Annotated in this window: 10 protein-coding genes and 1 pseudogene; 9 read left to right on the top strand and 2 right to left on the bottom strand. The window is 61.2% G+C overall.

Annotated elements, in window-relative coordinates; translation table 11 throughout:
* Positions 1-41 precede the first annotated feature (41 nt).
* A complete protein-coding gene (locus B597_RS28620; protein WP_003293149.1) occupies positions 42-1,604 on the bottom strand; it encodes a bifunctional aminoglycoside phosphotransferase/ATP-binding protein in 1,563 nt (520 codons plus the stop codon).
* Between the two features lie 159 nt (positions 1,605-1,763).
* On the opposite strand from B597_RS28620, the gene mrcB reads away from it, so the two are divergent.
* From mrcB to B597_RS28605, 3 genes are all read left to right on the top strand, one after another.
* Positions 1,764-4,076 carry a penicillin-binding protein 1B gene (mrcB, locus tag B597_RS28615; protein ID WP_024161736.1) on the top strand — a complete coding sequence of 771 codons (2,313 nt, stop codon included), beginning with the start codon at positions 1,764-1,766 and terminating at the stop codon, positions 4,074-4,076.
* A gap of 85 nt (positions 4,077-4,161) precedes the next feature.
* On the top strand, positions 4,162-4,845 hold the full coding sequence (locus B597_RS28610) for a tetratricopeptide repeat protein (protein WP_003293147.1): 684 nt from the start codon (positions 4,162-4,164) through the stop codon (positions 4,843-4,845).
* Complete coding sequence (locus B597_RS28605; RefSeq protein WP_003293144.1) at positions 4,845-5,165, top strand: YqcC family protein; 321 nt, start codon at positions 4,845-4,847, stop codon at positions 5,163-5,165. Before B597_RS28610 ends, B597_RS28605 begins: the two co-directional genes overlap by 1 nt.
* A gap of 39 nt (positions 5,166-5,204) precedes the next feature.
* Here the strand turns inward: B597_RS28605 and B597_RS28600 are convergent, their stop codons facing one another.
* The gene (locus tag B597_RS28600) at positions 5,205-5,642 is read right to left on the bottom strand and encodes a DUF4124 domain-containing protein (RefSeq protein WP_003293143.1); all 438 of its coding nucleotides are present in this window, start codon (positions 5,640-5,642) and stop codon (positions 5,205-5,207) included.
* 407 nt (positions 5,643-6,049) lie between these two features.
* On the opposite strand from B597_RS28600, the gene B597_RS28595 reads away from it, so the two are divergent.
* From B597_RS28595 to msrQ, 6 genes and pseudogenes are all read left to right on the top strand, one after another.
* Complete coding sequence (locus B597_RS28595; protein WP_003293142.1) at positions 6,050-7,774, top strand: acetolactate synthase 3 large subunit; 1,725 nt, start codon at positions 6,050-6,052, stop codon at positions 7,772-7,774.
* Positions 7,775-7,776: 2 nt separating this feature from the next.
* Entirely contained in the window at positions 7,777-8,268 is a 492-nt protein-coding gene (gene ilvN, locus B597_RS28590; RefSeq protein WP_003293141.1) for an acetolactate synthase small subunit, read from the top strand.
* Between the two features lie 77 nt (positions 8,269-8,345).
* Positions 8,346-9,362 carry a ketol-acid reductoisomerase gene (ilvC, locus tag B597_RS28585; RefSeq protein WP_003293140.1) on the top strand — a complete coding sequence of 339 codons (1,017 nt, stop codon included), beginning with the start codon at positions 8,346-8,348 and terminating at the stop codon, positions 9,360-9,362.
* Between the two features lie 152 nt (positions 9,363-9,514).
* A complete protein-coding gene (gene pssA, locus B597_RS28580; RefSeq protein ID WP_003293138.1) occupies positions 9,515-10,354 on the top strand; it encodes a CDP-diacylglycerol--serine O-phosphatidyltransferase in 840 nt (279 codons plus the stop codon).
* 54 nt (positions 10,355-10,408) lie between these two features.
* Positions 10,409-11,417: pseudogene (msrP, locus tag B597_RS0223090) on the top strand (protein-methionine-sulfoxide reductase catalytic subunit MsrP).
* The gene (gene msrQ, locus B597_RS28575) at positions 11,417-12,037 is read left to right on the top strand and encodes a protein-methionine-sulfoxide reductase heme-binding subunit MsrQ (RefSeq protein WP_003293134.1); all 621 of its coding nucleotides are present in this window, start codon (positions 11,417-11,419) and stop codon (positions 12,035-12,037) included. Before msrP ends, msrQ begins: the two are co-directional and overlap by 1 nt.
* Positions 12,038-12,183: the final 146 nt, after the last annotated feature.

The following is a 12,183-nucleotide window of genomic DNA, read 5'->3' as shown; positions in this document are numbered from 1 at the left end:
TAGAGGCACCGCCACGGTCTGCCGGCGGCGGTGCCTTGTGCTTACAGGCCGGGCAGCTGCTGGCGGATGTGAGCGACCAGTTCGTCGAGGCTGCTGGCATCCTGCGTATCGACGCGGCGGCTGTGCAGCCGTTCGCTGTCGCTCAGTGCTTCGCGGCTGGCTTGCTGGGCATGCACGACCTCCATGGTCGCATCGGATGGATCGAGGCCCTCGGCCTGACGCTGGGCCAGCCATTGGGCGATCACCGCATCGGGCGCCTGGCAGTCGAGGATCAGAAACGGCACGCCGGTGGATTCCGCCGCCTGCCAGGCGTCCTGACGCTGCTGCCGTTTCAGGTATGCCGCGTCGATCACCACGGAAAAACCAGCCTGCAGAGCGTTCGTGGCGAGGCGGTGCAGGTGCTGATAGGTCGCATCGCTGGCCTGTTGGCTATAGATGCCGGCATCGAGCTGGCCTTGCTGTGCTTCGGGCTGCTCGCCATGCAAGCGCTTGCGTTCGACATCCGAGCGCAGGCGTACCGCGCCCAATGCTTCTACGAGGCGCAACGCGACATGGCTTTTGCCCACCGCCGACACGCCATGGGTGATGGCAAGGAAACGCGAAGGAATCGCACTGTAACTTTCGGCCAGATTGGCATAGCTGCGGTACTGGCGCAGGATGACCTTGCGCTGCACGGCATCTTGCTCCTGGTACAGGCGGAACAGGCTGACCTTGGCGCGTACCAGCGCGCGATAGGCTTTGTACAGGTTGAGCAGGGCCAGAGCCGCGTAGTCGCCAGTGTGCTCCAGCCAGCCATTGAGGAAGCGCCGGGCCTGGCATTTCAGGCCGCGGTCCTCGAGATCCATGGCCAGGAATGCGGCATCCGAGGCGACGTCGATCAGGCGGAACGGCTCGTTGAATTCGATACAGTCGAACAGTACCACCTTGCCATCGATCAGCGTGGCGTTGCCCAGATGCAGGTCGCCGTGGCATTCGCGAACGAAGCCTTGCTGACAGCGTTGTTCGAGCAGCGGCCGCAGGCGCGCGATGCTGGTTTCGCTCCAGTCTTCCAGTGCATCGAGCTGCTGCAGGTCTGCCGCCTCGTTGAGCAGTGGGCGGATCTGTTCGAAGTTCTGTCGCATCGGCGCGACGATGGCTTCGGCGCTGTTCAATGCATGGCCTGCGGGAACCTGCGGGGTATGCAGGTGAAAACGGGCGATCTGCTCGGCCAATGCGTCGATGTGCGCATCCGTCAGCTCGCCGCGTGCCTGCACGTCAGCCAGCAGTTGCGTTTGGGGGAATTCGCGCATCTGCAATACATATTCGAAGGGCTCGCCTGAGCCATTGATTTCGGGCGCGTCCGGCGATCCGGTGATGGGCAGTACTTGCAGGTAGAGCTCCGGCGCCATGCGCTGGTTGAGTCGCAGCTCTTCTTCGCAGAAATGCTTGCGCGAGGCGAGATCGGTGAAGTTGAGGAAGCCGAAATCGACCGGCTTCTTGATCTTGTAGGCGTACTGGCCGGTGAGAATCACCCAGGAAATGTGGGTTTCGATGACTCGAAAATCAGCGGTGGGGTGCGAGTACAGGGCAGGATTCTGCAGGGCGGCGATCAGTGCTTGGCTCACGGTCATTCCTTGTTGAATTTCTTGAACGGGGCGTGCGAGTCCACTGCGAAGCAGTCCACACAGTCGAAAAGTCGCTGGCATTATGGCCGCTGAGCGTTGCGCTGCAAACCGCTGAGAGGCCGTCTGTCCCCGGCTGCAAAGTGCGTATAATGCGCCGCCATGACTAAACCTCGCTCCCCTCGTACACGCCCCCGGCGCCGCTCTGCCGGCGCTCGCCCCTGGTTGGGCTGGGCGCTCAAGCTGTCCATCGTCGGCCTGGTGATCCTCGCCGGTTTCGCTATCTATCTGGATGCCGTTGTGCAGGAGAAATTCTCCGGCAAGCGCTGGACGATCCCGGCAAAAGTCTATGCGCGGCCGCTGGAGCTGTTCGTCGGGCAGAAGCTGGACAAGAATGATTTTCTGGCCGAACTGGACGCGCTGGGCTATCGCCGTGAACGGGCGGTCAGCGGTCCGGGTGGCGCGTCGGTCGCCGGAAATGACATCGAGCTGCACACCCGCGGCTTCCAGTTCTATGAAGGTGCCGAGCAATCACAACGGATGCGGGTGCGCTTCTCCGGCGATTTCGTCGCGGGCCTCAGTAACGGCAGCGGCAGCGCCCTGCCGGTCGCTCGCCTGGAGCCGGTGCTGATCGGCGGGTTGTATCCGGCGCACAACGAGGACCGCATCCTGATCAAGCTGGAGCAGGTGCCGCCCTATCTGGTGGAAACGCTGGTCGCGGTGGAGGATCGGGAGTTCTTCAATCACTTCGGTGTGTCGCCCAGGTCCATCGCGCGCGCCGTATGGGTCAACCTGACAGCCGGCCAGGTGCGCCAGGGTGGCAGTACCCTCACCCAGCAGTTGGTGAAGAACTTCTACCTGACCAGCGAACGTAGTCTCAGTCGCAAGGCGACCGAGGCGATGATGGCGGTATTGCTGGAGCTGCATTACGACAAGGAAGAAATCCTTGAGGCCTATCTGAACGAAGTTTTCCTCGGCCAGGACGGGCGCCGCGCCGTGCATGGGTTCGGCCTGGCGAGCCAGTATTTCTTCGGACAGCCGCTGGCCGAGCTGAAGCTGCCTCAGGTGGCACTGCTGGTCGGTATGGTGAAAGGGCCGACCTACTACAACCCGCGGCGCAACCCGGAGCGGGCGCTGGAGCGGCGCAATCTGATCCTCGACCTGCTGGCCGAGCAGCAGGTCATCAGCGCCGAAGATGCGGCCCGGGCCAAGCAGGCCGCGCTGGGCGTCACCCAGCGCGGCAGCATGGCGGACAGCTCCTATCCGGCGTTCCTCGATCTGGTCAAGCGCCAGCTGCGTGAAGACTATCGCGAGGAGGACCTCACTGAAGAGGGGCTGCGTGTGTTCACCAGCTTTGATCCGGTTCTGCAGCTCAAGGCCGAGCAGGCGATGAGCGAAACCCTCAAACGGCTTGGCAAGAGCACCGAGGGTGTCGAGGGCGCCATGATCGTGACCAACCCCGAAACCGGCGAGATACAGGCGCTGCTGGGCAGCCGCCAGCCAGGTTATGCGGGATTCAACCGGGCGCTCGATGCGTCTCGTCCGATTGGTTCGCTGATCAAGCCTGCGATCTATCTGGCCGCGCTGGAAAAGCCCAGCCAGTACACCCTGACGAGCCTGCTGGAAGACGAGCCCTTCTCGGTCAAGGGCGCCGATGGCCAGGTCTGGAAGCCGCAAAACTATGGTCGCCAGGCCCACGGTACGGTTTACCTGTACCAGGCGCTCGCCCATTCCTACAACCTGTCCACGGCGCGACTCGGGCTGGACCTGGGAGTGCCGAACGTGCTCCGGACACTTGAGCGGCTAGGTGCGTCGCCACAGTGGCCGGCTTATCCGTCGATGCTGCTCGGGGCCGGTGGGTTGCGGCCGATCGAGGTGGCCGGCATGTATCAGACCCTGGCCAACGGTGGCTTCAACACGCCTTTGCGAGGCATCCGCAGTGTGCTGACTGCGGATGGCGAGCCGCTCAAGCGCTATCCGTTCCAGATTCAGCAGCGCTTCGATCCGGGCGCCATCTACCTTACCCAGTACGCCATGCAGCGCGTCATGCGCGAGGGGACGGGGCGCTCTGCATATAATCGTCTGCCGCAGTCGATCGATCTCGCCGGCAAAACCGGGACCACCAATGACTCGCGTGACAGTTGGTTCGCGGGTTTCAGCCAGGATGTGCTGGCGGTGGTCTGGCTTGGTCGGGATGACAATGGCAAGACATCGTTGACAGGCGCCACGGGCGCGCTGCAAGTATGGACCGACTTCATGCGTCGGGCCGATCCTCTGCCGCTGCAGATGCCGGTGCCTGACAATGTGACCTATGCCTGGGTGGATGCGCGAAGTGGCCTGGGCACAGACCAGCGCTGCCCCGATGCCGTGCAGATGCCCTATATTCGCGGCAGCGAACCGGCTCCCGGCCCTGGCTGTGGTATCCAGGCGCCGGCCGAGTCGGTCATGGATTGGGTGCGCGGCTGGTTGCCGTAGCCGTTTGGCCTTTGGCGCATCTCGTGCTTTCTAAGTGAAGAGGTCTGAATTGGTGAACAAGCAGTGGTTGACTGTTGTAGTGGCAATGGTCCTGGTGCAGGGCTGTGCTTCCGTGGATCGGCGGGCGATCCCTGTCGTCGATGCCGGGGCGCCCGTATCTGAAGAGGTCGCCGCGCGCCAGGGATATCGGGCTCCGGCACCCGCGGTAGCGCCGCAGCAGCAGGATGACGCCGGGGTGGTGGTCATGGTGCCGCAGACCCGCTCAGCGCCTCTTGAGACCTTCGCCGCGCCGGACGTGCCGTTTTCAGGGGCGACCAGCACTCCAGGCGGGGAACAGCCCACCTGGCAGCCTGCGCCATCGATCTCCGCGCCTGCCGGCGCGCCTCAGCCGAGCATGCCCAGCGGTATTCCCTCCTCTGGCAGCGGCCTGGCCGCCGACGAGCAGCTTGACGGCCCTGTGCTTGCCTTGCTGACCACCGCGCAACAGCAGCAGGGTGGTGGCGACTTGAACGGCGCTGCTTCCAGCCTCGAGCGCGCACAGCGTATTGCTCCTCGCGAGCCGCAGGTGCTTTATCGTCTGGCCCAGGTCCGGTTGGCTCAGGGGGATGCAACCCAGGCTGAGCAGTTGTCGCGGCGTGCGCTGAGTTATGCCAGTGGTCGCCCTGCTCTGCAGGCGAGTCTCTGGGAGCTGATTGCCCAGGCACGTGAGCGGCAGGGTGATAGCGCAGGTGCCGCGCAGGCCCGTGAGCGTGCCAAGGTCAGCCTGTGATGGATCCGCGTCTGCCCGCGGTCGCGCAGCAGTTGCTCTTGATCGAGCGTGAGCTGAGGATGTCGGGCTTGTGGGATGACGAGTTGCCGACGCCGGAGGCGCTGGCCAGTGTCGAGCCGTTCTGCGTGGATACGCTTCGGTTCGAGCAATGGCTTCAGTGGATTTTCCTGCCGCGAATGAAAACCATCGTGGAAGCTGATCGGCCGTTGCCGGCGGCTTCCGGAATCTGCGCCATGGCAGAGGTTGTCTATCGCGAAACCCAGATGGCAGGCCTGCTGGCGGCCTTGCGTCGTTTCGATGACTTGATCGAGACCTGCTAGCGCACCCGGTTGCTGCCGGATGCGGTGTCTAATGTCGAATCAATCGCAGTTTTCGGCGATTTTCTCGCGTGTTTCGCCAATCCGAGCCTGGCGTTCTTCCTCGCTGATGCGCCGTGTTACCCCTTTCTCTTCGACTCGTACGCGTGGGTTGTTCTGCAGTTGGGCCAGGTTGGTGCGCATCGTTTCGCAGTAGCGCTTGCGTTCGGCCTCCTGCGCAGCGACCTGCTGCTTCACCTGGCGATCGATGGTCTGCTGATCGGCTCCCGTCCCGCTTTCACCCTGCGGGGCGGGCGCTGGCGAGGCGAGGGCTTTCGCTGGCGCGGTCACCGTATCGACGGTTTCCGCCTGTTGGCCCATTGGCGGTTGTGCGCCAAAGTGCGTGACCCCTTGGGCATCCACCCACTTGAACACCTGTGCGGCTGTGACATCGCCGCACAGCGCCAGTAGCAGGGCGCCCGCAAGAAACCTGAATCGCATGCTGTTACCTTCGCTGGAGTGGGATGCTGGCGGCCACTATACCCAAAAGCCGAAGCACTGCTTCTGCACCCTGTCACAGCTCAGGATTGCTCAAATACAACGGCAAGCTTGACTTGCTGGTGCTGAATCCGAACAATTCGAGGCTTGCTGTCCTGAGTCGCCTTGCCGCAAGCGATACCGGCTCAGTCTAGACAGACATGAGGTGCTACCCGCGCCGACCTGCATCACCCGCAACGCGTTACCTCGCGCTGGGTGGAGAGCCCGCGACACCAGGGTCTCTTCCAATACTGGCTCAGTCAGTGGCTGACGTAGTCGGCGACCACCGTCGCTCATGCCCTGCTGGCAGTAAACCTATTTCTGGCGGCTCCGACTTGGAATCGCTATCTGGCGTTTCAGAGGTGAACAACGTGGAACTCTTATCCGGCGCTGAAATGGTCGTCCGCTTCCTGCGTGACGAAGGCGTGAAGTACATCTACGGGTACCCGGGCGGTGCCGTTCTGCATATCTATGATGCGCTTTTCAAGGAAAAGTCCATCGAGCATATTCTGGTTCGTCACGAGCAGGCCGCCACCCACATGGCCGATGGCTATGCGCGCGCGACCGGTAAGGCTGGCGTGGTGCTGGTGACCTCCGGTCCCGGGGCAACCAATGCCATCACCGGTATCGCCACTGCCTTCATGGACTCGATCCCGATGGTGGTCATCTCCGGTCAGGTGCCCAGCACCATGGTCGGCACCGATGCCTTCCAGGAAACCGACATGATCGGCATCTCCCGGCCCATCGTGAAGCACAGCTTCATGATCAAGCATCCTTCGGAAATCCCCGAGGTGATGAAGAAGGCGTTCTATCTTGCCGAATCCGGGCGTCCCGGGCCGGTTGTCATCGATATTCCGAAGGATATGACCAACCCGGCCGAAAAGTTCGAATACGTCTATCCGAAGAAGGCCAAGCTGCGTTCGTACAGCCCGGCCGTGCGCGGGCATTCGGGCCAGATTCGCAAGGCGGCTGAGCTGCTGCTGGGAGCCAAGCGGCCCATTATCTACGCCGGTGGCGGCGTGGTCCTGGGCAATGCCTCGGCGCAACTGACCGAGCTGGCGAAAATGCTCAACCTGCCGGTGACCAACACCCTGATGGGCCTGGGGTGCTATCCGGGCAGTGACCGCCAGTTCGTCGGCATGCTCGGCATGCACGGCAGCTACACCGCCAACCTGGCCATGCACCATTCCGATGTGATCCTGGCGGTCGGTGCGCGCTTCGATGACCGCGTGATCAATGGTGCTGCGAAGTTCTGCCCGAACGCCAAAATCATCCATATCGACATCGACCCGGCGTCCATCTCCAAGACCATCAAGGCCGACATCCCGATCGTCGGTCCGGTCGACAGTGTGCTGACCGAGATGGTCGCCATCGTCAAGGAAATTGGTCAGGCGCCGAATGCCGAGACGGTCGCCAGCTGGTGGAAACAGATCGACGAATGGCGCGGCAATGGCCGGCTGTTCCCCTACAACGAGGGCGATGGTTCGATCATCAAGCCACAGGCCGCCATCGAGGTGCTCTGCGAAGTGACCAAGGGCCAGGCCTATGTAGCCTCGGATGTCGGTCAGCATCAGATGTTCGCCTGCCAGTACTACAGGTTCGACAAGCCCAACCGCTGGCTAAACTCGGGCGGCCTCGGCACCATGGGCTTCGGTCTGCCGGCGGCCATGGGTGTGAAGCTGAACTTCCCCGAAGCCGATGTCGCGGTTGTGACGGGCGAGGGCAGCATCCAGATGAACATCCAGGAGCTGTCCACCTGCCTGCAGTACGACCTGCCGGTGAAGATCATCAACCTCAACAACGGTGCGCTGGGCATGGTCCGCCAGTGGCAGGACATGGTGTACAACAGTCGCTACTCGCACTCCTACATGGAGTCGCTGCCAGACTTCGTCAAGCTCGCCGAGGCTTATGGTCACGTCGGAATGCGCATCACCGACCTCAAGGATCTCAAGCCGATGATGGAAGAGGCGTTCGCCATGAAGGATCGCCTGGTCTTCCTGGATATCGCCGTCGATACCGCCGAACACGTCTATCCGATGCAGATCAAGGATGGCGCGATGCGTGACATGTGGCTGAGCAAGACGGAGCGGACCTGATCATGAGACATATCATTTCCCTGCTGATGGAAAACGAACCGGGTGCACTGTCTCGTGTGGTCGGGCTGTTTTCGCAACGCAACTACAACATCGAAAGCCTCACTGTGGCGCCGACCGAAGACCCGACCCTGTCGCGTCTGACGTTGACCACTGTGGGCCATGAGGAAGTGATCGAGCAGATCACCAAGAACCTCAACAAGCTGGTGGAAGTGGTCAAGCTGGTTGATCTGTCGGAGAGCGCTCATATCGAGCGTGAACTGATGCTGATCAAGGTCAAGGCGACTGGCGCCCAGCGCGCCGAAGTCAAGCGCACCACCGACATCTTCCGCGGGCAGATCGTCGACGTGAACACCAGCGTCTATACGATTCAGCTGGCTGGAACCAGTGACAAACTGGACAGTTTCATCCAGGCCGTTGGCACCGCTTCGATCCTGGAAGTTGTGCGCAGTGGCGTCACCGGGATCTCCCGTGGTGACAAGGTGCTGAGTATCTAACGGGCTGTCGGACGTGTCGTCTCGCCAGTCAGCAACGTTTTATAGATGGCCCACGAGGCCGGCAACAGGGGTAATTCATGAAGGTTTCTTACGATAAAGACTGCGACCTCTCCATCATTCAGGGCAAGAAGGTCGCCATCATCGGTTACGGCTCCCAGGGCCACGCGCACGCGTGCAACCTGAAGGACTCCGGCGTCGACGTTACCGTCGGCCTGCGCCCGGGCTCGTCTTCCATTGCCAAGGCCGAGGCTCATGGCCTGAAGGTCAGTGACGTGCCGGCCGCTGTTGCCGCCGCCGACCTGGTGATGATCCTGACCCCGGACGAGTTCCAGGGCCGCCTGTACAAGGACGAAATCGAGCCGAACCTGAAGAATGGTGCAACGCTGGCCTTCGCCCACGGCTTCTCGATCCATTACAACCAGGTCGTGCCGCGCGCGGACCTGGACGTGATCATGATCGCCCCGAAGGCGCCAGGTCACACCGTGCGTTCCGAATTCGTCAAGGGCGGCGGCATCCCTGATCTGATCGCGATCTATCAGGATGCTTCCGGCAATGCCCGCAACGTCGCCCTGTCCTACGCCTGCGGCGTCGGCGGTGGTCGCACCGGCATTATCGAAACCACCTTCAAGGACGAGACCGAAACCGACCTGTTCGGCGAGCAGGCCGTTCTCTGTGGCGGTTGCGTCGAGCTGGTCAAGGCCGGCTTCGAAACTCTGGTCGAAGCTGGCTACGCGCCGGAAATGGCCTACTTCGAGTGCTTGCACGAGCTGAAGCTGATCGTTGACCTCATGTTCGAAGGCGGCATCGCCAACATGAACTATTCGATCTCCAACAACGCAGAATACGGCGAATACGTGACTGGCCCTGAAGTGATCAACGCCGAGTCTCGTGCCGCCATGCGCAACGCCCTCAAGCGTATTCAGGATGGCGAATACGCCAAGATGTTCATCACCGAAGGCGCAGCAAACTATCCATCCATGACAGCCTACCGCCGCAACAACGCGGCCCATGGCATCGAAGTGGTTGGCGAGAAGCTGCGTGCGATGATGCCTTGGATCGCAGCCAACAAGATCGTCGACAAGAGCAAGAACTGATCGCTCTCCTGCTCAAGAAAACGCGGCTACGGCCGCGTTTTTTCATTCCGGCTGCCAGGGTTCTGGTATAAATCGTGGGTTTGGCCAGGCTGAACCGCAGGTCTATCGATCTGGTCAAACCTATTCGTACCTGTTGTAGAAGGTGATTGCGCATGAGTGAACAACCCGAAGAGCCGAACAAGCCAGTCGAGCCAGAGAGCATTCTGCCGATCGATGAGCATGTCGAGGAAACCCAGGAGCCTGATGGTCGCAAGGTGCGCCATCGTGGCATTTATCTCCTGCCGAACCTGTTCACCACGGCCAACCTTTTTGCAGGATTCTTTTCGATCATCACGGCTATCAACGGCAACTTCTACGTGGCTGCAGCTACCGTATTCGTTGCCATGGTCCTCGATAGTCTGGATGGGCGCGTGGCGCGCCTGACCAATACCCAGAGCGCGTTCGGCGCCGAGTACGATTCGTTGTCGGATATGGTGGCTTTCGGCCTGGCACCCGCGGTACTCGCGTACGAATGGGCGCTGTCGGAGCTGGGGAACGTCGGTCTTACCGTCGCGTTCATCTATGTCGCTTGCGCGGCGCTGCGCCTGGCGCGTTTCAATACACAGATCGGCAAGGTGGACAAACGCTGGTTCATCGGCCTGGCGAGCCCGGCTGCGGCGGGTGTGGTTGCCGGTTGGGTGTGGGCAGTCTGGGCGCTTGATGAAGCGGGGATTAGTGGTGGTGACCTGCCGCTGGTGCTGGTCATGCTGTTTGCATTGATGGTCGCGGCCGCCGGTCTGCTGATGGTCAGCAACATCAAGTACTACAGCTTCAAGGATCTCGACCTGAAAGGGCGCGTTCCCTTCGTCGCCATTCTGGTGGTCGTGCTCGTATTCGCTGTCGTATTCAGCGATCCGCCACGCATCCTGCTGTTGATTTTCCTCGCCTATGCGGTTTCTGGCCCCGTGCAGTATCTGATCCAGTCGCGCCGTCGCAAGCGTGTCGAGGGTTGATTTTCGAATCGGCTGCGCGTATTGCTCCATCGGAGACAATACGCGGAGCAGCCCATGCTTATCAGGATTCCCGCTTCCGGCGAGTGCCGGGAGTCAGAGGTAACGACGGAGGCGGCTTACTTGAGTCGCCGGCAGGTTCTTGGTGGGGCGATGCTTTCCGGGGGTTGCCGCCGGAATGCCTGCTCTCGCCAGGGCCACCGAGCGTTATCCCGGTGTTGCCGGGGCGCCAGCGCCGGAATGGTTCACTGGCAAACTGGCCAGCGCCCGTTGGCAGGCGGTGGCTCCGGTAGGCGAAGCCATCACACCATTTGTCGACGCCTCTCAGTACAACAACTTCTACGAGTTCGGCCCCAATAAGGGGGATCCGGCGCGTCATGCCTCGGCTTTGAAAGTGGAACCATGGAGCGTGCTGATTGACGGTGAGGTCGACCAGCCCGGGCGTTACTCCCTGGAGGACCTTTTCTCGGAAAGCCGGCTTGAGGAGCGGATCTATCGGCTGCGCTGTGTAGAGGCATGGTCGATGGTCATTCCCTGGTTGGGGGTTCCCCTGGCGGACCTGATTCGCAAGTTCCGGCCACGCTCCTCAGCCAAGTTCATTCGCTTCGAAACGGCCTACAGGCCCGAAGAAATGCGAGGCACCCGTTCCGGATTTGCATTGATCGAATGGCCCTATGTGGAGGGCTTGAGAATGGACGAAGCGATGCATCCGCTGACGTTGTTAGCCGTTGGCATGTATGGACGCGTGTTGCCCAATCAGAATGGAGCGCCCCTGCGGCTGGTGGTGCCCTGGAAGTATGGCTTCAAGAGCATCAAGTCAATCGTGCGCATCAGTTTCGTGCGTGACCAGCCGGCCACGACCTGGCAGTCGATGGCGCCTCAAGAATACGGCTTCTATGCGAACGTCAATCCGCAGGTGTCCCATCCGCGTTGGTCGCAGGCACGCGAGCGTCGGCTTCCGGGAAGCCTGTTCAGCCCTAACCTCCGTGAAACGTTGCTGTTCAACGGATACGCTGAGCAGGTGGCGGGGCTATATAGCTCAATGGATCTCGCCCGGGATTACTGATGCGTTATCCGTGGTGGCGACTAGCCGTATTCGTTTGCGCTGCGAGCGTCCCGTTGAGCTGGCTGTATCTGGCCTGGCAGTTCGCGTTGGGTCCAGATCCCGGAAAGGTTCTGGTCGACTATCTTGGGCAGGGCGCATTGGTTCTGTTGCTCGTGACGCTTTCTATGAGACCCATGCAGCGGCTGACGGGGTGGGGGGGCTGGCTTGCCGTGCGCCGTCAGCTCGGACTTTGGTGTTTTACGTATGCCCTGCTGCATCTGGTGAGTTACCTATTCTTCCTGCTGGGAGGCGAGTTCTGGCGTTTAGGCGAGGAATTGCGCGACCGACCATACATTTTCGTTGGGGCCCTTGCGTTTGTCGGGCTGACTATCCTAGCCATGACGTCCTCTCGGTGGAGCATGCGCCGCCTCGGGAAGCGCTGGAAAAGCCTGCACCGGCTGATCTACCTCATTGTGATCGTGGCGTTGCTGCATATGCTCTGGGTGGTGCGGGCGGATGCTGCGCGCTGGTTCCTCTATGCGGGGATTGCCGCTTTGTTGCTTGTATCGCGTATTCCGGTCGTGGGCGCCGCGCTCGTCGGTATGCGCAGCAGAATGAAGAATGGAATAAAACTGAAATAAACGGTTGACGTTGATTCTCAGGCCCCTATAATGCGCACCACTTCCGGCGCAGTCCTTAAGCAAAACCTCTTGTAAATCAAAAGGTTAGCGAAAAAAAGGGTTGCACGGATGGCGGATTCGAGTAGAATGCGCCGCGCTGACAGGGC

The organism is Stutzerimonas stutzeri KOS6 (assembly GCF_000307775.2).
Classification (GTDB): domain Bacteria; phylum Pseudomonadota; class Gammaproteobacteria; order Pseudomonadales; family Pseudomonadaceae; genus Stutzerimonas; species Stutzerimonas stutzeri_B.
Note: the sequence above shows the minus strand (reverse complement) of the source record. Positions and strands in the feature narration are given on the sequence as shown.

What these genes read in the sequence shown, in the direction of transcription:
- B597_RS28605 (WP_003293144.1), top strand. Translation starts at nt 4,845, where the DNA reads ATGGATCCGCGTCTGCCCGCGGTCGCGCAGCAGTTGCTCTTGATCGAG.
- B597_RS28600 (WP_003293143.1), bottom strand. Translation starts at nt 5,642, where the DNA reads ATGCGATTCAGGTTTCTTGCGGGCGCCCTGCTACTGGCGCTGTGCGGC.
- ilvC (WP_003293140.1), top strand. Translation starts at nt 8,346, where the DNA reads ATGAAGGTTTCTTACGATAAAGACTGCGACCTCTCCATCATTCAGGGC.
- ilvN (WP_003293141.1), top strand. Translation starts at nt 7,777, where the DNA reads ATGAGACATATCATTTCCCTGCTGATGGAAAACGAACCGGGTGCACTG.
- mrcB (WP_024161736.1), top strand. Translation starts at nt 1,764, where the DNA reads ATGACTAAACCTCGCTCCCCTCGTACACGCCCCCGGCGCCGCTCTGCC.
- pssA (WP_003293138.1), top strand. Translation starts at nt 9,515, where the DNA reads ATGAGTGAACAACCCGAAGAGCCGAACAAGCCAGTCGAGCCAGAGAGC.
- msrQ (WP_003293134.1), top strand. Translation starts at nt 11,417, where the DNA reads ATGCGTTATCCGTGGTGGCGACTAGCCGTATTCGTTTGCGCTGCGAGC.
- B597_RS28610 (WP_003293147.1), top strand. Translation starts at nt 4,162, where the DNA reads ATGGTCCTGGTGCAGGGCTGTGCTTCCGTGGATCGGCGGGCGATCCCT.